At 48.5% G+C, this 21883-nt stretch carries 19 protein-coding genes; 9 read left to right on the top strand and 10 right to left on the bottom strand.

Annotated features, from left to right (window positions below):
- Nucleotides 1-81 precede the first annotated feature (81 nt).
- On the top strand, nt 82-1497 hold the full coding sequence (locus BM202_RS09460; protein WP_093826225.1) for a M14 family zinc carboxypeptidase: 1416 nt from the start codon (nt 82-84) through the stop codon (nt 1495-1497).
- 322 nt (nt 1498-1819) lie between these two features.
- Here the strand turns inward: BM202_RS09460 and BM202_RS09465 are convergent, their stop codons facing one another.
- Nucleotides 1820-5074: a TonB-dependent receptor gene (locus BM202_RS09465; protein WP_093826227.1), complete on the bottom strand. Its 3255-nt coding sequence runs from the start codon at nt 5072-5074 to the stop codon at nt 1820-1822.
- Nucleotides 5075-5464: 390 nt separating this feature from the next.
- Between BM202_RS09465 and BM202_RS09470 the strand changes: the two genes are divergently transcribed.
- Nucleotides 5465-5896, top strand: coding sequence for an RrF2 family transcriptional regulator (locus tag BM202_RS09470; RefSeq protein WP_093825348.1), 432 nt, complete (start codon nt 5465-5467; stop codon nt 5894-5896).
- Nucleotides 5897-5976: 80 nt separating this feature from the next.
- Here the strand turns inward: BM202_RS09470 and BM202_RS09475 are convergent, their stop codons facing one another.
- Nucleotides 5977-7509, bottom strand: coding sequence for a DUF4301 family protein (locus tag BM202_RS09475; protein ID WP_093825350.1), 1533 nt, complete (start codon nt 7507-7509; stop codon nt 5977-5979).
- Nucleotides 7510-7709: 200 nt separating this feature from the next.
- Between BM202_RS09475 and BM202_RS09480 the strand changes: the two genes are divergently transcribed.
- A complete protein-coding gene (locus BM202_RS09480; protein ID WP_093826228.1) occupies nt 7710-8411 on the top strand; it encodes an HAD family hydrolase in 702 nt (233 codons plus the stop codon).
- Here the strand turns inward: BM202_RS09480 and BM202_RS09485 are convergent.
- The 5 genes from BM202_RS09485 to BM202_RS09505 form a co-directional block, all read right to left on the bottom strand.
- Nucleotides 8395-9237 (bottom strand): nitrilase family protein, encoded by an 843-nt coding sequence (locus tag BM202_RS09485; protein ID WP_093825352.1) that lies wholly within the window; start codon nt 9235-9237, stop codon nt 8395-8397. The two genes, BM202_RS09480 and BM202_RS09485, sit on opposite strands and share 17 nt — an antisense overlap.
- 79 nt (nt 9238-9316) lie before the next feature.
- Nucleotides 9317-9889 (bottom strand): peptide deformylase, encoded by a 573-nt coding sequence (gene def / locus BM202_RS09490; protein ID WP_093826230.1) that lies wholly within the window; start codon nt 9887-9889, stop codon nt 9317-9319.
- A gap of 59 nt (nt 9890-9948) precedes the next feature.
- A complete protein-coding gene (ruvX, locus tag BM202_RS09495) occupies nt 9949-10377 on the bottom strand; it encodes a Holliday junction resolvase RuvX (RefSeq protein ID WP_093825354.1) in 429 nt (142 codons plus the stop codon).
- Between the two features lie 88 nt (nt 10378-10465).
- A complete protein-coding gene (locus BM202_RS09500; protein ID WP_093825356.1) occupies nt 10466-11086 on the bottom strand; it encodes a nucleotidyltransferase family protein in 621 nt (206 codons plus the stop codon).
- The gene (locus BM202_RS09505; protein ID WP_093825358.1) at nt 11083-12249 is read right to left on the bottom strand and encodes an XdhC family protein; all 1167 of its coding nucleotides are present in this window, start codon (nt 12247-12249) and stop codon (nt 11083-11085) included. Before BM202_RS09505 ends, BM202_RS09500 begins: the two co-directional genes overlap by 4 nt.
- 436 nt (nt 12250-12685) lie before the next feature.
- On the opposite strand from BM202_RS09505, the gene BM202_RS09510 reads away from it, so the two are divergent.
- The 6 genes from BM202_RS09510 to BM202_RS09535 all read left to right on the top strand — a co-directional run bounded on the left by BM202_RS09510 (nt 12686) and on the right by BM202_RS09535 (nt 19231).
- Entirely contained in the window at nt 12686-13093 is a 408-nt protein-coding gene (locus BM202_RS09510; protein WP_093825360.1) for a ketosteroid isomerase-related protein, read from the top strand.
- A 4-nt stretch (nt 13094-13097) separates the two neighbouring features.
- Nucleotides 13098-13703 carry a GNAT family N-acetyltransferase gene (locus BM202_RS09515; protein WP_177236551.1) on the top strand — a complete coding sequence of 202 codons (606 nt, stop codon included), beginning with the start codon at nt 13098-13100 and terminating at the stop codon, nt 13701-13703.
- 68 nt (nt 13704-13771) lie between these two features.
- Nucleotides 13772-14941: a Gfo/Idh/MocA family protein gene (locus tag BM202_RS09520; protein WP_245776602.1), complete on the top strand. Its 1170-nt coding sequence runs from the start codon at nt 13772-13774 to the stop codon at nt 14939-14941.
- A gap of 141 nt (nt 14942-15082) precedes the next feature.
- Nucleotides 15083-17071, top strand: a complete 1989-nt coding sequence (nagB, locus tag BM202_RS09525; RefSeq protein WP_093825364.1) for a glucosamine-6-phosphate deaminase — start codon at nt 15083-15085, stop codon at nt 17069-17071.
- A gap of 167 nt (nt 17072-17238) precedes the next feature.
- Nucleotides 17239-18012 (top strand): hypothetical protein, encoded by a 774-nt coding sequence (locus BM202_RS09530; protein ID WP_093825366.1) that lies wholly within the window; start codon nt 17239-17241, stop codon nt 18010-18012.
- A 46-nt stretch (nt 18013-18058) separates the two neighbouring features.
- The gene (locus tag BM202_RS09535) at nt 18059-19231 is read left to right on the top strand and encodes an acyltransferase family protein (RefSeq protein ID WP_093825368.1); all 1173 of its coding nucleotides are present in this window, start codon (nt 18059-18061) and stop codon (nt 19229-19231) included.
- 11 nt (nt 19232-19242) lie between these two features.
- Here the strand turns inward: BM202_RS09535 and BM202_RS09540 are convergent, their stop codons facing one another.
- The 3 genes from BM202_RS09540 to nirD all read right to left on the bottom strand — a co-directional run bounded on the left by BM202_RS09540 (nt 19243) and on the right by nirD (nt 21846).
- The gene (locus BM202_RS09540) at nt 19243-19920 is read right to left on the bottom strand and encodes a response regulator transcription factor (RefSeq protein ID WP_093825370.1); all 678 of its coding nucleotides are present in this window, start codon (nt 19918-19920) and stop codon (nt 19243-19245) included.
- Nucleotides 19921-19936: 16 nt separating this feature from the next.
- Nucleotides 19937-21409 (bottom strand): ATP-binding protein, encoded by a 1473-nt coding sequence (locus tag BM202_RS09545; protein WP_093825372.1) that lies wholly within the window; start codon nt 21407-21409, stop codon nt 19937-19939.
- A gap of 83 nt (nt 21410-21492) precedes the next feature.
- Nucleotides 21493-21846 (bottom strand): nitrite reductase small subunit NirD, encoded by a 354-nt coding sequence (gene nirD / locus BM202_RS09550; protein WP_093825374.1) that lies wholly within the window; start codon nt 21844-21846, stop codon nt 21493-21495.
- Nucleotides 21847-21883 lie beyond the last annotated feature (37 nt).

Genomic DNA, 21883 nt, shown 5'->3' on the forward strand with positions numbered 1-21883 from the left:
CTGGATAACCCAAAAGAGCATCTGTTAAAACCTGACCGGCTCATACGCCAGACTCGTCTGTTCCTATTTTCATTGTTCATGATGTCAACTTCTTCACAAGCCCAGGACGTGGCACGTCGGCTGTACGATGCACACGAAACGTTTAAAGAGAAAGCACTAACGCACCGGCGATTTAAGCATGCCGACATGGTTCCCTTGCTAAAATCCCTGACCGGCCCGCTATCGGTTAGCCAGGTGAGTGAGTCGCTGGAAAAACGGGCTATTTATCAGGTAAAAGCTGGCACGGGTGCCACTAAAGTATTGCTGTGGAGCCAGATGCACGGCGATGAAGCCACGGCGACGATGGCGATGTTCGATATTTTCAACTTTTTACGGGCAGAAAACGACGGGTTTGATGCGTTGAGACAAGCGATTCTGTCTAAAACGACCCTTTATTTCGTGCCGATGCTCAACCCCGACGGGGCCGAACGATTTCAACGGCGAACCGCCACCGACATTGATATGAATCGCGATGCGCTACGGTTGCAAACGCCGGAAGGATCGCTTCTCAAAAACCTACAGCAAATACTTCAGCCGCTTGTCGGATTTAATCTCCACGACCAAAATCCGCGGTACAGCGTCGGTAAGACGGGCAAACAGGCGGTGGTGTCGTTTCTGGCAACCGCTTATGACGAAGACCGTAATGTGAATGATGTTCGCCAGCGGTCGATGCAACTCATTGTGGGGATGAATCGGGTATTGCAGCAGTTTGTGCCAGGACAAATCGCTCGTTACGACGATGAGTTCGAACCACGCGCCTTCGGTGATAATATTCAAAAGTGGGGTACTACGTTGATTTTGATCGAGTCGGGCGGTTTTAAAGGCGATTCGGAGAAAATGGCCATTCGACGGCTGAATTTCGTGGCGATTTTGACTGCACTGCAGGCCATCGCGGATGTGTCGTATAAACAGGAAGATATTGCCGGTTATCAGGCCATTCCCGAAAATGGTCGCGCGCTGTTCGACGTACTGATTCGCAATGCTACCATAATGCGTGAAGGTCGTCCGGTATTGGTAGACGTAGGTATCAACTACAACGAAGTCAATGACAAAGCCGCCAAAACGTTTCAGTACAAGAGCATTATCGACGACATCGGCGACTTGTCAACGTTTTACGGATTGGAAGAAATTGACGCAACGGGTCTCACCCTGACGCCTGCGTACGTTTATCCCGATACACTCGACTCAATTACTGAACTGGCTAAACTGGACTTGCCAGCCCTCCGGCGTGACGGTATTGTAGCGTTCAAAGTACAAAAAGCGCCGAAAGAGACATTCCCCGGACAAGCTGTACACGTAGTGAATGAAGGCGAATTACCCGCCCTACCACTTCAATTAGAGCAGATTCCTACTTTTCTGTTGAAAAAAGGAAATCAGATTCAATATCGATTTGTCAATGGTTTCTGGAAAGATGACAAGTCGACTATTGGGGGGCACCAGAACGGCGTGATTGATTGAAGTCGATCAACATAATTCAAGCATAACATTGGCGTAACGTTCGTGTAATACTAGACTGGTAGCTTTGTCCTGTTATAATTCTCACAAACGAGTTATTATCTAATTCTTCATATTGGTGTCGCCGGAAAGGCCAGCGTTTTGCGCTGGCTTTTTTCTTTGTTGGACTTCTTGAACTGTCTACGCTAAAAAAACAATGTGGTCCGTTCACGCTTGGCTTTGCGCCAGCCCGGTCGCAAAGCCAAGCGTGAACGATAAAACAGTTAAAACGCAAACCGCCCGACTTTTCAGCCGGGCGATTTATTGTTGAATAGAAGAGGAAAGATTAGAACGTATACCGGGCACCGAACTGCATCTGCCAGCGTGATGCTAACGGATCAATTGAGTACGGTACGCCCGGCTTAGACCACGTAAACGTTGGATCACCAGTTGTTGGGTTGGTTGCCCGCGACAGACCAACCGACGCCGTTGAGTTAAACGTATTGGGTGAGAAGTAGTAGTAACCCAGCTTCTTGTCCAGCAGGTTCAGGAAATTGATCACATCATAGCTGATCTGGATCGACTGACGACCTTTCAGTTTAAACTCATGCAGCAGGCGCAGGTCCAGCGTATTGTTCCAGGGAGTCCGACCACCGTTACGTTCGGTGAAGTTTCCTTTGCGCGTTTTCAGGTACGAATCGGATTCAACATACGCCATGAAATCAGCGGCTTGTGTTCCTGTTGGAACCAGCTTTTGGGCTTCGGCCAAATCCTTTGGAATGTAGGCTAAGCTGTTAGACTGCCCTGTTCCATCGACGGTTGAGTTCACATATCCCCAGGAGAAGGGCGTTCCGGATTGTAGCGAATAGAACAACGTAACGGTTGTGGCATTACGCGGATTCCAGATCTGACGGTAGTTGACCGTACCCACAATGCGGCTGCGGATGTCGAAGTTTGAGTAAGCCAGTTGTGGATCGTTTGGTGTTAATGACTGGTTCAACTGCCAGTTCGATTCCATTGAGTTCCGAATACCGTTGGTAATGTCGAACGACTTTCCGTAGGTGTAAGCCGTCGAGAAACCGAATCCAAACGGAAAGTTCCGCTGTACCTGCGCGGTCAAACTATAACGGTAGCCTTTATTGGTATTCGAGAGTAGATAGGCATTCGCGAAATTATTGTCGATCCGCTGTGCCCCGGCCGATCCGTTAGCCGCGGTGTAAATCGGCTGCTGGTGTTGCGTATCGTAGCTATAGTACCGTACTACGTCCTTGGTGTTCACCTGCTGGAACTTCAGGTCCTGAATAACCTTCGTGTACAGTCCTTCGAGGGTGAATTTATAGCCGCCCACCGTGTAATCGACGGCGAGGTTATTCCGGAACATCTGCGGCATTTTGAAATTGTTGTCGATCAAATCGACCTGTGTCCGCTTCACACTGCCACCAATTGACGCGTTGGCCGGGTTTTGATCGATCAATACGCCACCGTTCGGAATGAGCGGATCGCCTACGATTTTAGTTGTTGCCGTGGCGTTGTTGTTGTAATCATACGCGCCATAGCCAACACCATTGTTGTAGAAGGCATAACCCAACCAGGCAAATGGAATCCGACCCGTAAACAAGCCCGTTCCACCCCGAATCACTACACTTTTGTCGCCCAGTACGTCAATGTTGATACCCAGTCGGGGCGAAATCTGAACGTTGTTCAAGTAGTTGTTTGTAATCTGCTTCAGGGGGGTGTAGCTATACGTAGAACCCGCGGCAGGATCGCCCGCCGAACTCGTTACCTGCGAGCTAAGTTGCGGTTTGCTGGGCAGACCTGCATAGTCGAAGCGAATACCTGGCGACAGTTTAACCCGGTCAGAAATCTGAATTTCATCCTGAATATAAGCACTTAACAGGTTGACGTTGAAATGAGCATACGGATTATTGAACTGGTTGTCCAGATTGTTCGTCAGGTCGCCAAAGGGATAACTACCCCGCACCCGGTTCGGAAGCGGCAGGTTATTGGGCGTGCCTTTGCCAAGAAACTGATCGAGGGTGCTATATGAAATTCGACCGTTGGGCGAGTTTACAAAGCCATAATCGATGGTATAAAACTCGTTGTGCGTACCAATCGTGAACGTATTGATTCCTTTGTAGAACGTGAAGTTATCGGTTAACTCAAACGTCTTCTGTTTCATGTTGAACACCGATGCTTCGCGGTCATTACCCAGGAAGATTGTACCACCGTTATAGCCAATCTCAACTTGTGGGAAAGAGCGAACATTGGACAACGTAGTACGATAATCGTGAACGCTCGAATAGCCGAGGATCAAACTGTTTGAGGCTTTGCCACCAAACTGGGTCTTCAATTCGGCTACGGTGCTGCTCTGGTTGTTGTTCTGCTTGAAGTCGATGCTGCCGAAGCGGAAGTTAGCGGCATCGCGCTCCAGATTCGTTGCTTCAGAGAAGACGGTATTGTTGCGGATACTCAACTGGTTTTTGTCGTTGATGTTCCAGTCCAGCCGGTTGAAAAACTTGGTGCTTTTCGAGTAAATCGAATAATTGCCCGAAGCGCCGGCATCAAGACCGTAATTCTCTCTGACAAAATCGGTGATCTGTTGCGCCACGGCTGGGTCCTTGATCAGCGAGCTAGGCGTACCGGCCTGAAACTGAACAGGGTCCTGCCGATTGGTGATTTCTTCATTGGTGAAGAAGAACAGTTTGTCTTTAATCAACGGCAAACCAACCCGAACACCCATTTGATATTCATGAAAGGTGTTTGGTAGTTTTTCTTTCGTGGCCGATGCGCCGTTCCAGGCACCCGTCAGCGTCGAATTCCGACCGAAGGCATAGACCGAACCCGTCACTTCGTTGGTGCCGGTACGGGTCACGGCGTTGATTGAACCACCCAGGAAGTTACCCAGACGTACGTCGAAGGGTGCCACGGACACCTGAATATCCTGAATAGCGTCCAGGCTAACGGGGTTAGTACGAGTGCTGGAACCCGGCTGGCCCGATGAACCCGTGGCACCACCCAGCGATGGACTGAAACCAATGGCGTCGTTGTTGATGGCTCCGTCGATGGTTACGTTGTTATACCGGAAGTTTGTGCCCGCAAACGAGTTGTTGTTATTGGCCTGGGGCGATAGGCGCGTCATGTCCGTAAGGCTTCGCGAAATGGTCGGTAATCGACGGATCGTTTCACTGCCGACGCTAAGACCTGCGCCTTGCTTTTCGCCCTCGCGGCTCCCTTTCACTACCACTTCGGTTAGTTGAGAGCTGGCATCTTTAAGCGCAATGGTGAGGTTGGTTGTTTCGCCTAATTGAAGCACTACGTCCGAACGTGTTTCGGTGTTGTAACCTACGTAGGTCACGACAATCTGGTAGGGACCACCGGCATTCATGCTGTTGATTCGGAAACGGCCTTCAACATCGGTGACGGCCGCATATTTGGTGCCGGTTGGCGTATAAACAGCCTGCACGGTTGCACCAGGCAGACCTTCTTTTTTGGCGTCCGTAATATGGCCACTTAACCCACTGGTCGTCACCTGTGCCCAGGAGGCAGAAAAGGCGGCTAGTACTAAAAGTATGAGTAGAGCTGTTGAGACAAATAATTTCATTTGCAGTAACGGGGTGATTTTCGGTGCAAAATTCACCCAAATCCAGGCGCTCCCTGTTAAGCAAATGTTACGAAATCAATGGGCAGAGTTAAATTTTAGTAATACCCGACAATGGCCAAATTATCGATACTAATTGCGAGTAACATATCTTAGAAAGAATATAAATGTTACTTATGTGCCAAGTTTGCGTCTAATACCCAACTTAGTCCATGAACTTTTAGGTAAATTGTGGGCGTTTGAGAGTATATACGTAAAAACAGTCAGTACCACCAAATTAGCGAATGCTATTGCTGAAGATAGGCAGGTGCCAATTGCTTATATATAAGGCAGTTCCAGCGTTCTTCATGAGTTCACTATATTTCCGTCAATCCCTTATTTACCACCGTAACGATGATTTCCAAGAAAGCAAAATATGCCATTAAGGCGCTTAAAGTTTTAACAGAAGAGTATGGCAAAGGTCCTGTGCTCATCTCCTATATTTCGGCTAAAGAAAATATCCCGAAAAAATTCTTAGAGGCTATTCTGCTTGAGCTACGCAACCACGGTATTCTGCAAAGCCAGAAGGGAAAAGGAGGGGGCTATTTGCTACGTGTTGATCCGGCACGCGTCAATCTGGCACAGGTGCTACGTGTCATTGATGGCCCTATTGCGCCTACGCCCTGTGTATCGTTCAACTTCTATGTTAAGTGCGACGATTGCAATGACGAAATAACCTGTGCACTACGTCCAATTATGGAACGTGTTCGGGACGCGAACTTAGCCGTTTATGAAAATACAACCTTAGTGACATTTCAGAACCTGGCTCCGGTCGAAGCCCAATAAATTGAGTCATAAGTCGTAAGTGGCGGACCAGCGAAAGCAATATGCATACGTCCGCCACTTTCGACTTTATACCTTAAGACCTACGACTCCGAAGGCTGGTGTTCTTTCCGCAGTAAATCGTTTACCGTTTTGACCGGGTTGAACGTAATGAGCGGCACTTCTACGAAAATTGTGTTCCAGTCGGCCATCGCGCCGTTCCAGAGACCGGGCAACTCCTGCGCCTTGAGTTCTTTGCCATCTTTCGACTTGCCCGTGATGAACCCCGTTAGCGGATCGCGGTAAGCGGGCAGGTCATATTTGCGTCCGTGATGGTCTTTTAGCCCACAAACCAGATCAACCGGATTGAAATGAGTCGCTTCGTCGAAAATGGATTTCTGCGCAGGATTCGTTAAGTCAATCTGGGCTGACTCAACCACCTGCAATGATACCGATCCATCCTGATTTTTTGCCCAGAACGGTCCACCGCCGGGCTCTCCCACATTTTTAACCATCCCGCAGGCCCGTACCGGACGATCCAGCTTCCGGCGGAAATAATCCAGCTTCTCCCCTTTTGACAGGTTCTCAAACCCCTCAGGCGGCAACGTAAACAATGTCCGGCGGAAGAGTTCATCGGCTTCGGCAAGGTAGCCGTCGCTCACGTCATCATTTTCTAAAAGTCCCTGTATACGAGCAATTTGTTGCTGGGCATCGAGAAGAACGGCGGCTAATACTTTCTTGTACGTAACGGTTTGTTCCTTGATTTCATCAGGAACGACATTGTCGATGTTTTTGATGAAAACGATGTCAGCGTCAATGTCGTTGAGGTTTTCTATCAGCGCACCATGACCCGCCGGACGGAAAAGCAATGAGCCCGGTCCGCCGTCGCGGTCTGCATTGCGGAATGGCGAGTTATCGAGATTAACCGAAATGGTGTCGGTCGATTTCTTCTGTTCCGAAAAACTAATGTTGAATGTAACACCCAGCCAGGCTTCGTAATCGGCTTTTTGCTCATCAATAAGTTTCTCGAAACGGTCGCGATGCTCGGGCGATACCGTGAAGTGAATTTTGACCAGACCATCGGAGTTCGCGTAGGCCGCTCCTTCGACCAGGTGCTCTTCTACCGGCGTTCGCGGCCCATCGGCGTAGTTGTGGAACTTGAGCAAACCCTTCGGCAACGTACCATACTCAAGACCATCGTCGGTAAGCAGGAACCGTAAAACTGTTTTTCGGTCATTTTCCGAGACGGCTTTGTCTAAGTCCTCACCTTTGGCGGCCATCGCAGCTTTCAGGTCTTCGTAAAAGGCAAAGTCAGCGATTCGGGCGAATACTTCATCGACAGATTTGTCGGACTTGCCATCCATCGCAGCAAACAGCGACTTAAACATTCGCGTAGCGGCTCCCGAAGCGGGTACAAACTTAACTAACTCACGTTCATGGGCTGCGTTGTCGAAGCGATGTATATGCGCTGCCAATTGATCTTCAGCCACACGAACGATACCGTCGCCAATGGTAGCGGCCTTAATAACATTCAAATACGGAAAACCCTGGACGAAGTGTTCTATCTGTTGGTCAATCTGGTCGAGCGATATGCCCTGCGCCAAAATCTGATCCTGATCTTGTTCGGTAAATTGCATAGGTTAAACAGGAATAAAAGCGTTAGGAACGAGCGGCAAATTGGGTATTTAAGTGATCTGACGCAAATCAAATTTTGTCAAAGCATAGCCAAATGAGTTAATGGATAGCTGGGGGATTCACTACGTTTATGAAGAAGGGTTCAGTGATAATTGAACCCTTCCCCGCGTTACCTTTGCCGGTCAAAAACTTCGACCCTGCTATGAAACTAATTGCCTTCGATGCCGACGATACGCTCTGGGTTAACGAGCCAAATTATGTAGATGTGAAGCAGAAACTGTGTGAACTGCTATCGCATCACATTGATCAGGAGATACTTACGGAGCGGTTCTACAATGCTCAAATCAGGAACCTGCATGTATTTGGCTATGGTGCCAAGAGCTTTATTCTCTCCATGATCGAAACGGCTATCGAATTGACCAATGGAGCCATAACGGGCGATGAAATTCAGCAAATCATTAATGTTGGTAGAAAGCTGATCGATTTCCCGATTGACGTACTGGATGGTATTCCAGAAGTGCTGGAAACGCTTTCTAAACATTTTGACCTGATGGTATTGACCAAAGGCGATCTATTCGATCAGGAAAGTAAAATCGCCCGCTCCGGTTTAGGACATTACTTTAAGCACGTCGAAATCGTTAGTGAAAAAAATGAGCAGGCGTATCTGCGTATTCTTGACAAGTACAATGTGCAGCCCGCCGATTTTATCATGATTGGTAACTCACTTAAATCGGATGTGTTGCCGGTTGTGCACATTGGCGGACGAGCCATACACATTCCCTATGCCATTACATGGGTACATGAGTACGTTACCGATGAACAATTGGTGGGTAAAACGTTTACGACCTTAGAAAGTGCCCGGGAATTACTGACCTTACTGGGGAAGGTCAGCGAAGTAGCGTAAAGCTATCGGCGTCCAGATTGGCCGGAAATTTCTCGCGGAAGGCACGTAGCTCATCCAGCGATAATGTTTGTTGATGGATTATTTCGGTGTCAGAATGCCGGAACAGTACGTCGCCTTTGAAATCAATGACGGTTGAGTCGCCCGTATAGAGATGACCCGGTCCGCCGTCTCGGTTTCCATCTTCGCCAACGCGATTGACACCCACTACGTAGCTTAAATTCTCGATGGCGCGGGCCTGTAGCAGTACGTTCCAGGCGTTGCGTCGGGCGGCAGGCCAATTGGCAACGTAGAGCAATAAATCGTAGTCAAATGACGAAGATTGATTTGGCTCTTTGGTCACTTGCCCAGGGTTTGAATCCAGGGACGCATTGTTCCGGCTCCAGACCGGAAAGCGGAGATCGTAGCAGATAAGCGGACAAATACGCCAGCCCTTCCATTCTTTCACAAGGCGACGCGTTCCGGCGGTGTAAATGGCGTCTTCGCCCGCCATGCGGAACAGGTGGCGCTTGTCGTATGTATCAAATTGCCCATCGGGTTGCATCCAGATAAGGCGATTGAAAAAGTGGCCGTTCTCTTTCACTACGTAGCTACCCGTTACAATCGCTCCGGTTTGAGCTGCCATTTGCCTGATCCACCGAAACGTAGTGAGGTTCATTGGTTCCGCAACCGCCTGAGCGGCCATCGTAAAACCCGTTGTGAACATTTCGGGGAGCACGATCAGATCGGTTGGTTCAGGCAAATTGAACAACTTCTCCTCCAGCATAGCGCGGTTGGCTACGGAATCATGCCAAAAAAGATTGGATTGGAGAAGGGTGATGCGGAGCATGGGGTGGAGCGGAGCCTGGAGCGCAGAGCAGAGCTAAAGCAGTTACCTACCATGCTCCTCGCTCTATGCGCCTTGCCATTTATTTTGGAAACTTCATCTTATACTCAGCGTCGGTTTTGCCTTTCGAAATGTCGGCCAGCTTTTTCTTGATAAGCGTCCGGCGAATTGACGGCAAATAATCGGTAAAGAGCTTACCGTCTAGGTGGTCGTATTCATGCTGAATAATTCGGGCGGCCATGCCTTCGTATTCTTCCTCATGCTCATGCCAGTCCGTATCGAAATACCGAATCACGATAATTTCAGGCCGGAACACTTCGCCCCGAATACCCGGAATACTCAGACAGCCTTCTTCAAATCCCCAGTCGTCACCGGCTTCTTCAATGATTTCGGGGTTGATAAATACTTTTTTAAAACCAATGAGGGTCTGGTCAATGTCTTCTTCGGCTTCATCTTCGTTCAGCGGTTCGCCATCGACCACAAACATCCGAATGCTCTGTCCAATCTGTGGTGCCGCCAGCCCGACACCCGAGGCCGCGTACATCGTCTCGAACATGTTTTCGCTCAACTTTTTTACGTCGAGACTACCGTTTTCAATGTCTTTGGCCCGTTTTCGCAGAATCGGGTCACCATAAGCAACAATTGGGAGAATCATATCTTTAATGATGAATGATAAATGATAAATGATGAATGATTGCAGTCCAGCATCATTCATCATTTATCATTTATCATTCTTTTACTTTCCATATATGACTGAAGAATAATAGCCGCGCTGACTTTATCAATGTTGCCTTTCTCTCGTCGATCTTTTTTTGTGCTTCCGTTGGCAATCATGGCTTGCAGAGCCATTACCGACGTAAAGCGTTCGTCATGCCAATAAACCGGAATATCAGGTAGTGCATTCTGCAAATGCGTTACAAATTTCCGTACACGGGCCGTATTGTCTGTGTCGGCTCCATCTAACCCTTTCGGCAATCCGACAATGAACGCTTCGACCGGCTCCCGCGCTACGTAGGCTTTCAGAAACTTCAGAACCTCGTGCGAAGGCACCATCTCCAGGGCCGTTGCAATGAGTTGCAACGGATCGGTTACGGCAATACCGGTGCGCTTTGCACCATAGTCAATTGATAAGAGTCGGGCCATTTCAACCGCAAAGGTACGAAGTTAGTGGCAGGGGGCAAGGTGCAGGGGGCATGGAGGAAGATGCGTGGAAAATAAAAAAATGTGGAATTTAATTGCTTTGCCCACCATGCCCCATGCCCTTTGCCCCACGCCAGCTCTCCACATCCGCCCACGTATCGAGGTCAATGGCTGCCAGGGGGAAAGAGATTTCGGCGCAATCGTTTTGGTATAGTTGAATGAGTTTGCGGGCACCCACATCACCCGTCAAGTGTAAAAATTCACCTTTATAACGAATATCGAACAGGGCTGGGACGCCCAGATGCCCGGATTCGCCATAGCGGCAGGCAACAATGCCCCGACCAGTTTTTTGTTGGATAGCGATTAGCTGCCGGAGCAAATCAGCGGTGACGTAGGGTTGATCGGTCAGCACAATTAAAAAAGCATCAACCGGTTCATCGGACAACATGGATAAACCAACTCGTATGGACGAGGCTAATCCGTCCTGCCATTCTGGGTTGACGGATGTAATTAAACGAGGGTCATTAATTTCCTGACGAATCAGCTCTTCATTGCCCCCCAGTACAACAATCACTGGACCAACCTGAATGGAAAGCGCGGCATCGACGATACGTCGAATTAGCGGTTGACCATCCTGAATAAGTAGTTGCTTCGGTTGCCCGCCTAAACGAGTTGACCCGCCAGCCGCTAAAATAATGGTGGCAATAGTCATGCCTCCAGACCACTACTTACTACGTCCATTTGTCGGGTATGATTGGGTACATTACCCGAAAGCCGTTCATGAATAGGGCCCGTTTTATCTTTCAGGAAGCCGCCTGACCCTTTCGTGAAGAACGCTTTTATTTCGGCCATAATCGACAACGCGATTTCATCGGGCGTTTCAGCACCTAGATCCAGGCCGATTGGTGCATGAACCCGACTTAAAGCTTCTTCACTAAAATAGAGTCCGTCTTTCTCAAATTCGGCCTGCATTTTATCGAACCGTTTGCGCGGCCCAAGCATGCCAATGTAGGGGGTTTCGGTCGCCAATAAAGCTTTCAATACGGCTTTGTCGTAGTTGAAGTTGTGCGACATAAGCACCGCGGCTGTCCGATTTGTGATCGTCAGTTTGTCAATAACAACTTCACGATCAGCATATAATACGCATGTGGCAACCGGGAATCGTTTTGGCGATAGATGGGCAATGCAATCATCGGTGACGGTTACCTGCCAGCCAAGGTCGCGAGCCAATTTTGCTACGGAAATAACGTCGTAGCCCGCGCCAAAAATGACCAGTTCAATGCCAGGGTCTATTCGCTCGATGAATACCTCGACATCTCCGGACAAAACAGAATACGTTTGGGTTAATGGCTTTCCTGTGCTGAATACGCTATGCATATCGCTCTGTAGCCAGTCGGGAATCGATGCGGTAGTTTGTTCGGTCAGGATAAATCGGTTTCCGGGCGTTAACCCCGTGGTTTCGGCGCTTTTTAGCACCGTGGCCAGCGCCCGAACATCGCGTTTCTGAATAAATTCCTGTAGCAATGAAACCGGATTCGTAGGGCTAGAAGGATCGATAGGTTCGATCAATACGTCAATAATGCCATTACAGCCTAATCCCACACCGAAGCTGTTGGCGCCGTCGTCCATTGTATCATACGTAACAACCAATGGCGAGCCATCACGCATAACCTGACGAGCCTTGCGTAGGGCATCTCCTTCCAGGCAGCCACCACTAATGGCACCTTCCCAGCGACCATCGTCGGTAATGAGCATCCGCGCACCTGGCCGACGATAGGATGATCCTTCGACCCAAACGACGGTTGCCAGGGCGGCCTTGCGCTCTGTAAAATCAATTTGCTCAAAAACCTCAACGATGCGGGTTATTTCTTTCATGGATAGATCCGTTATACTACCTTTCGTTTATAACCGTAGTGGTAGGCATCTGTTTTGTATTGTGATAGTCTGTCGTTCCCAGGAACAGTAAATCCTGAACTTTTTGATAAGTCAAACCTGAGATTTCTCGTTCCAGAAAACGATAAAAAATAGTAAGCTTTCTCTACGTCAAACAGTAACCGTCGGGAATGCTTACCCATATTTGATCCAATGGGTGCGCTTGTTTGTTAATTGTCTGTTTTACCGAAGCCATAGTGAACGGTATTGGTACCGAAAGTTAATAAGATAAACCGATACTTTTCAAGGCGAAAGCCCTTACATGCGTTGAATTTCGGGGTAATTGGCCAATCGAATCGTCTCTAATGGAATGTGTGATACGTATCTGGCTACAGCTGGATGCTTTATCTTTGTCCGCTGAATCTATAAACGTTCTTTCATGACTTCGCTCGATACGGTTGCCGCTTACTACAACGCCTTTAACAAAAAGGACTGGGATACGATGCTCAGCCTTGTTCATGACGACATTCAACACGACAGCAATCAGGGAGCTACGCGCGTTGGCAAAGATCTGTTCAGTCAATTTGTGCAGCACATGGACGACTGCTACGACGAAACGCTAACCGACATGGTGATTATGACGGAACCGACCGACCGTCGTGTTGCCTGCGAGTTTGTTGTCAACGGTGTTTATAAGAGCACCGATGGTGATTTGCCGCCTGCTACGGGCCAGACCTACGTACTGCCTGCCGGTGCGTTTCTGGAGGTGGCGGATGGTCAAATCATCCGAATCACTACGTATTACAATCTGCCGCTCTGGGAGTCGCTGGTTTTAAGTAACAAATAAGATCTTGTCAGAACCTTCGCCACTTACATTCGTCCGACTTACGGGTCGGGCGTTCGAGACTATTTTCGACGATTTAGCCGCGCTGCGTATCGCGGTGTTTCGAGATTTTCCTTACCTCTACGAAGGGTCGATTGCTTACGAAAAAAGCTATCTGGAAACCTATGCTCAGTCTGAGCGATCGTTCCTGTTTGCAGCCTACGACGGCGACCTGATGGTTGGTGCTACAACAGCACTGCCCTTGCTGGACGAGACTGATGAGGTGCAGCAACCCTTTCGGGAACGGGGCTACGATCTGGATACGGTTTTTTATCTTGGTGAAAGCATCCTGCTGCCTGCCTATCGGGGGCAGGGTTTCGGACATCGATTTTTCGATGAGCGAGAAGCGCATGCCCGTCAGTTCGAGCAATATACAACTGCCTGTTTCTGCGCCGTTCAGCGACCTGATGACTATCCGCTACGTCCCGATAACTATCAACCTCTCGATGAATTCTGGACTAAACGAGGTTATCAACGGGATACTACTCTGCAAACTACCTTTACCTGGCTCGACCGCCATGAGGCTGTTGAAACACCTAAACCGATGATTTACTGGACGAGAAAGCTACGCTAGCAGCGCTGGTTAACGTAGTGCCAGAACGAACTCCTTCTAACATAAGTAGGCCGCATACTGTTGTTTCCATGGATACAACCCCAAGCAGTATGGAAACAAACGAGTTGGAGAATCGCGAAATTGGTATTGGCGTTATTGGAATGGGCGGTTTTGGCCTGTTCGCAGTACAGCAATTCTTACAGACACCGCATACGAAATTAATCGCTATTGCGGGCTCGAAACGCCAAGAAGCGATCACCACCGCCAAGCGATTCGGAGCTGAACAACTGGGTACTCTTGACGAATTGGTTAATCACCCTCAAGTAGATCTGGTTTATATTGCCACCCCCCCGTTCATGCATTATGAGCAGGCTATGCTGGCGCTGAATGCGGGAAAGCATGTCATCTGCGAAAAGCCGCTGGCAATGAATCCCAAGCAGGGTGCCGAAATGCTGGCACTGGCGAAGGAAAAGGGCCTGCTAATGGTTACGAACCTGATGCAGCGGTACAACCCCATGTTTGCGCGCATAAAGCACCTGATTGATAAGAAATTGCTGGGCGATTTTTTGCACGGTTATTTCGAGAATTACGCGGGCGACGAAGGGCTTTTGCCCGAACACTGGTTCTGGGACCGTAGCAAAAGCGGAGGGATATTTATTGAACATGGCGTTCACTTCTTCGATATGTTTGCTGGTTGGCTTGGTGAAGGTACCGTGAAAGCTGCACAGGTCATAAAGCGCCCGAACAGTGCTGATATTGAAGACCAGGTGCAGGCTATTGTCGAGTACGGCGATGATGAAACGGGCCGTAAGCTGGTTAATTTCTATCACGGCTTCACGCAAACGGGTCGTATGGATCGTCAGGAAATGCGCTTACTTTTTGAGCAGGGCGATATTACCCTTTTTGAGTGGGTACCAACCCGTATGATTATGCGTTGTGTGGTCGACGAAGAAACGACCCGCGCGTTGATGAATCTTTTTCCCGGAGCACAGTTGAACGTAACCGCTAATGTCAGTGGGGAGGATCGGCCGCTACGGGGTCGTCACAAGGAATTTGATGCGTACCAGCAGATTGAAATACGCTTCGGATTTGGCGACGAAAAACAGCATCTCTATAGCGAACTACTCCGGCTTATGTTCCGCGATCAGGTAAATGCGATTCATTACCCCGATGTACATCGTATTATTAATGAATCGAATGGGCTAAACTCACTCGAAACAGCCATGGTGGCTGACCAAATGGCCCGTCAATCCCTATAGTAAAGGCTTGATTAAAATCATAGTTAATAAAAAAAATTAAAAATGTAGTTCTGTCACCGCAAACGACTACTTTAAACCATGTGAACTCTCTGATTTTTTGCGACATTTGCCGAGTCTTACCAACTCTTCTCTGCACAGCGCATGATTACGGAGTCAACCTTATTTGATACCTCGGATGGCCAGATAACTGGCGATTCTGCACCCGGAACTTTGTCCAGCGGTGGTCCTATTCAATCGGCTATCACGTACGAAAAAATCCCTACACACATCTATGCGGATGCGAAAGATGCGTCGCGGGCGGTAGCGCAGGAAATTGCCAGTTTAATTCGCCAGAAACAGAATGAAGGCAAACCCTGCGTGTTGGGTCTGGCAACAGGTTCATCGCCTAAAACGGTTTACGCTGAGTTAATTCGCATGCATCGTGAAGAAGGGTTGAGCTTCCGGAATGTCGTCTCATTCAATCTGGACGAATATTATCCAATGGAGCCAGATTCTTTGCAGAGTTACTGGCGGTTCATGAAGGAGCAACTGTTCGATCACGTTGACATTCCACAGGGGAATTATCATGTCCCCGATGGAACTCTCCAAACGGATAAAGTCGGCGAGTTTGCCCGGCAGTATGAAGCGGCTATCGAAGCCGCGGGCGGGCTGGATTTCCAACTGCTGGGTATCGGTGGTAACGGTCATATAGGGTTCAATGAACCGGGTTCGCTCATTAACTCACATACCCGTTTGATGATGCTCGACAATTCGACGCGGGCAGCGGCTTCAGTGGATTTTGGAGGATTGCCCAAAACGCCCCGTAAGGCAATTACGATGGGGGTAGCAAGTATATTGGGTGCCCGGCGAGTGGTGTTATTGGCATGGGGGGAGCGTAAAGCGCCTGTTATCCGGGGTGCGGTTGAGGGATTGGTTACCGAGCTAAACCCGGCCTCGTACCTGCAAACGCATCCAAATGCCTTATTTGTTATTGACCAGGCAGCCGCTTCGGAGTTGACCCGCATGAAAACGCCCTGGCTGGTGGATTCGGTTGAGTGGGACAATAAGATGAAGAAAAAGGCTGTCACGTATCTATCGTTGACACTAAATAAGCCGATTCTTAAACTGACGGACCGCGATTACAACGACAATGGAATGAGCGACCTGCTGGCTCAGTATGGTCAGGCCTACGACATAAATATTGACGTTTTTAATCAACTTCAGCATACAATTACGGGTTGGCCGGGGGGTAAACCCAATGCCGATGATACGAACCGTCCCGAACGGGCTGAACCGGCTCATAAACGTTGCCTGATTTTCAGTCCTCATCCCGATGATGATATTATCTCGATGGGAGGTACATTCCAGCGGCTACGCGATCAGGGCCACGAGGTTCACGTCGGGTATCAGACGTCGGGCAACATTGCTGTAGCCGATGACGAAGCGTTACGCTTTGCTGACTACGTAGTAGATTTCAATGCCAAATTTGGCATTGATAGTCCCGAAGCAACCCGTATTTTCCGGGACGCGGCTGACTCGTTACGTGAGAAGAAAGACAGCGAAATGGACACTGCCGAAGTCCGCTACGTGAAGGGGCTGATTCGGATGGGTGAAGCAAAATCCACCTGTCGGTTTGTGGGTATTCCGGTGGCGAATGCACATTTCCTGAACATGCCGTTCTATGAGACCGGAACCGTGGCTAAAAAACCATTGAGCGAAGAAGATATTCAGATTACGATGGCGCTGATTGAAGAAATCAGGCCGCATCAGATCTATGCAGCCGGGGATCTTGCCGATCCCCATGGTACACACAAAGTTTGTCTGGACGCGGTGCTGGAATCGGTACGTCGCCTGAAAGACAAGGACTTCATGAAAGATTGCTGGATCTGGCTGTATCGGGGTGCCTGGGCTGAGTGGGACGTGAGCGAAATTGAAATGGCCGTACCGATGTCGCCTGATCAGGTTATGAAAAAGCGGTTGGGTATTTTCAAGCACCAATCTCAAAAAGACGGCGTCGTGTATCAGGGAACCGATTCGCGGGAGTTCTGGCAACGGGCTGAAGAACGCAATCGTGGCACGGCTGAAATTTACAATCGACTCGGTTTAGCCGAATATGAAGCAATGGAAGCCTTCGTGCGCTGGAAGCTTTAATGATATACTAAACATCCCTTAGCCTTTATGTAAGCCACTCTCACAATGGAGAGTGGCTTTTTTGCGTAGTTAAAAATTCTGTCAATTATTAAATATAATATAAAAATTGAATATAATTGCATAATTATATAATAGTTGTATTATTGTTTCTGCGCTCAACTGACATTATGACAAGACAAACGAAGCAAAAAACACTAAGGCTTTTTGCCTTACACGAGTTTATTCAGGATCATTTTACGAAATCCGACTGGATCAAAGTTGGTTATCTGACCGATAGTGTCGAGTTGATTGAAGATCATCCGCGGCTGCTACGCAGTTTAGACTTTAAAGACGATGATTATGAAGGTAATAGCTTACAAGTCCTGTCAAAATTGATTAGCGAAAGCCACAGTAATTTATACGAAATAGAGCGGTTTGTTGAGGCAAAAAAGGCTACATTTATTCGCCCAATTCGAGAAATTTCAGACTTTGTGTCAACGGTGCAGGCCATTCGGCCGGAACGAGTTATTACGTTCGCTCCCGACGTATTTCGGATTCCGGATAAGGTTGTTGAATCGAACGTATTATCCGTGATGATGCCATTTGAAAGTAAATTTTCTGGCACTTATTCGGCGATTAAAAATGTATGTGCAAAACTGGGCATCGATTGCAAACGGGCCGACGATATCTGGGATAATAGCATTCTGATTCAGGATATATTTGATCTGATTTTTACATCGAAAGCTGTCATTACTGATTTTACGGATCGAAACCCCAACGTATTCTACGAAACAGGCGTCGCGCATACACTCGGAAAACTGGTGATTCCTATTACGCAATCAACCAGCGACATTCCATTTGATCTACGCCATCATAGGGCGCTAACCTACCTGCCAAATGCGGAAGGCTTGTTGAAACTAGAAAATGATTTAGAGAAAAAGCTGGCGAAGGTGTTTGGTTGACTAACTCGCCTTACCAGTGTACATTAGAGAAACCTTTCCGGCCTCTATGCAATCTTCCGTTTCGACACATTCTGTCAGTAAGCTACGTCCTGAAAGTAGTTCTAGTCGCCTGCTCTCACTCGATTTCTTTCGCGGTCTGACGGTAGCGGCCATGGTGCTGGTCAACAATCCCGGCGACTGGGCGCATATTTATGCACCGCTCGAACACGCGCCCTGGAATGGATGGACGCCTACGGATCTGATTTTTCCCTTCTTCCTGTTTATTGTCGGGGTGTCGATTACGTTTGCGTTAGATGGAGCAAGGAGCCTCGAGCCTGGAGTAAGGAAAAAGGGGATAATTGGAAAGATCGTGCGACGTAGTGCGACGCTGTTTCTACTGGGATTCTTTCTGAACTTCTTTCCGAAGTTCGACATCACAACGGTGCGTATTCCGGGCGTGTTGCAGCGAATCGCGCTGGTTTATCTGGCCTGTTCACTCATTTTCCTGAAAACGACCTCCCGTCAGCAGTTGTACATTCTCTGTGGGATACTGGTTGGTTATTGGCTACTGATGACCGTAGTACCCGTGCCGGGCGTAGGTTTTGCGAACCTCGAACCCACCACCAATCTGGCCGCCTGGATTGACCGGACGATTATAATGCCAGCGCACGTTTACAAAGTGGCTAAAGTCTGGGATCCTGAAGGGTTGTTGAGTACGCTACCCGCTATTGGTACGGGAATTATCGGTATGCTGACCGGAACGTGGCTACGCAGTGCTCGACCGGTTGCGGAAAAAATAGCCTGGCTTTTTGCGGTCGGTTGTCTGGTGACACTTGGGGGCTTGATCTGGGACGGGTTCTTTCCAATAAATAAAGCCCTCTGGACCAGCTCATACGTATTGCTGGCAGGCGGATTAGCCATGCTTGGGCTTGCGCTGTGTTACTGGCTCATTGATGTTCAGAACTACAGACGAGGTATTTTGCCATTCGTGGCATTTGGCGTTAATGCCATCACGGTATTTTTTCTGTCGGGGATGATTCCGCGAATTATGAACCTGATTCAAATTTCCCAGCCGGATGGTACTGAAATCGGTTCGAAAGAATACCTGTATCGAACATTCATCGCGCCACCTTTTACTGACCCCAAAAATGCGTCTTTGGCGGGTGCGTTAACTTTCGTGCTGATCTGGTTTGGAATTCTCTGGTGGATGTACCGGAAGAATGTGATCATCAAAGTCTGACTATCCTCTCGCTAGTTTTTACTTTTCTCCTGCAAGGCTATACGAATCAGGTCAACCGTATTTTTAACCCCTACTTTGCGCATAATGCTTGCCCGTTGGTTTGCTACGGTGTTAGGACTGATACCAAGTCGGTCGGCTATAGCCTGGCTGCTCATGCCGTCAATCAGGCAGGTCAGAATCTGCGCTTCCCGAGAGGTTATTTTATTCCAGATGGACGACGATGGTTTAAGTTTGTAGTTTATTTCCTCAGTTTGCCGGGGATTATTAGGAATAACCAGATGCCGGATAATTACCGAGGAAGCATTCGGTGGATAGTACAAATCTCCTTTGACTACGCTGCGAACAGCCCGCAGAATTTCTTCTAAACCCGTGTCTTTCAGGAGGTAACCGGCTGCCCCATTCTGCACAGCTTTCAGAATATAGTCCGGATTGTTGTGCATGCTGAACATTAGTGTGCGCACTTTGGGATATTGCTGAGAGATTACTTTTAGCGCATCAATCCCCGACATACGGGGCATCGTTATATCCAGCAACAGGACATCGGGCTGTATATCTGCCAGCATGTCAATGGCTTCGTCGCCATCGGCCGCTTCGCCTATAATTTGAATGTCGGTTTCATCTTCCAATAACATCCGAACCCCTTTTCTAACCACAGAATGGTCGTCGGCAATAAGAATTCGTATGGACATAGCTATGGTGTAAATCTTATGATAAATTAACGGTAACAGTAACGGTTGTTCCTTTTTTAGGCTTCGATACAATAGTTAATTCGCCGTTGAGCAGCCGGGACCGCGTCCGCATGTTTTCCAGCCCGTTTACCATTGGCAACGGCTTATCTACCTTGGATGGAGTCTTTACTGAGAACCCTTTTCCATTGTCGGAAACTAATAATACGAGTTTGTCAGGGTTCTGTTGCAAGTTAATCTGTATTGTTTTAGCCTCGGCATATTTAATGGCATTGTGCAGAGCCTCCTGGGCAATGCGATACAGACCGATTTCCATAGCCGGACTCAGTCGTTCGCCGTCCCGATTTCCCTCAAAAAGAACGTCGATTCCGGCTGATCGGGTTGTCTGCTCGGCCAGTAACTGCAACGTTGGGCCTAAGCCAAAGTCACTCAAAGTGGACGGCATCAGGTTGTAAGAAACCTGCCGGGTCGTTTGAATCGTATCCGCGATCATGTCGCAGAGTTCGGCGAACCGCAATCGATGTTTTTCGTCTGGAAACGAAACCGATTTTAGTTTTTCGGCGTGTAGTTTCAATCCCGTAAGCATCTGACCGATGCCGTCGTGAAGTTCGCGGGCAAACCGTCGTCGTTCTTCTTCCTGTCCTTCCAGTAGAGCCGCCGACCGTACCGTGTCTTCGGCCAGTTGCAGTTGATATTTCTCTTCGGTAGTACGTAGTAATTCCTGCTGTGTATCAACGAGTTTACGGTTCGAGGCTGCCAGATTTTGATTGGTTGCGGCTAATTCCCGATTGGCAACGTCCAAATCTCGATTTACCAACTGCAGTGTCTTCTCTGATCGGTCGAGTCGATGAATGATGAGCTTCGTATAATTTACTACAGGTCTGAAAATAAAAAGTCCTTCAATGACTAACGTTAGTAACGTAGCAATCGTTAAGATCCATTCGATACGTTCCAACTGCTTTACCCGACCAAAGCTTTCGGTATCGAACTGAAATACGATGTCGTTCATCTGCTGAAGAAAAGCAGGCTCGTCCTTAAGAATGATCTGCAGCGCCTTTTGCTGGTCGGCAGGCGTTGTTTGCGGGTTATTGATGCGAATGAAGCTTTTGTAAATAGACCGGAAGGCTGGCTCGATGCGCGTGAACATGCTATCCAACGTAGCGCTTTTACGGACCATATACGCTTGTTCCATAGCCAGAATCCCGTTTCGTAACTGCATATGCGTTTGACTCCAGCTATGTAACAGCGAATCGAACGAAACTGTGTCGGCCGACGATAGGCCCGTTGTTCTTAACACCGCCAGTTTAGTAAGACGCTGACTCAGCATCCGTTGCCGACCTGCTACGTTCACCACCCGGCTGTCAGCATAGTGCGTACTGATCGTACGTCTGATAAACAGTAGCCCGCTCACGGATAGCACCGCAATGACGGTGAGTGCCATGACGTAAAATCGTGTTAACCGGCGGGCTACCTGTTGATCGAGTTGCTTCATGAGTTTGGTTTTCAGTTTATGGGATTGGGTTTATGCCAGCCCACCGTAGCGATGGACCGCCATAAACCCAATCCCATAAACCATTAAACACCTACGTATACCAATCCGGCATCTACTTTAACTGGGTACGTATTGATCTGATACGTATCATCATTCAGACATTTGCCGGTTTCGAGTGAAAACGTTCGTTTGTGAAAGGGGCAAGCTACTTTAGGCTCATCGCCCTGGCTGCCAATCATCCCGCGGCCAAGGGCCATCTGCTGTCGGTGTGGACATTCGTTGTCGGTGGCATACCATTCGCCCCGGCGGGCAAAGTTAAAAATTGCAACTTGTCGCCCGTTGATCAAAGCGCAGGCTCCGCCATTTTCAGGAATATCGTCAACCTGACACGCTACGTGCCAGGTAATTTCGTCTTTATATAGTGTGAGCGTTTCCATTGGATTGCAGGATTGTTTATCGGTTAATAAGATCGTA

Origin of the sequence: Spirosoma endophyticum (assembly GCF_900112365.1) — a bacterium.
GTDB lineage: Bacteria > Bacteroidota > Bacteroidia > Cytophagales > Spirosomataceae > Spirosoma > Spirosoma endophyticum.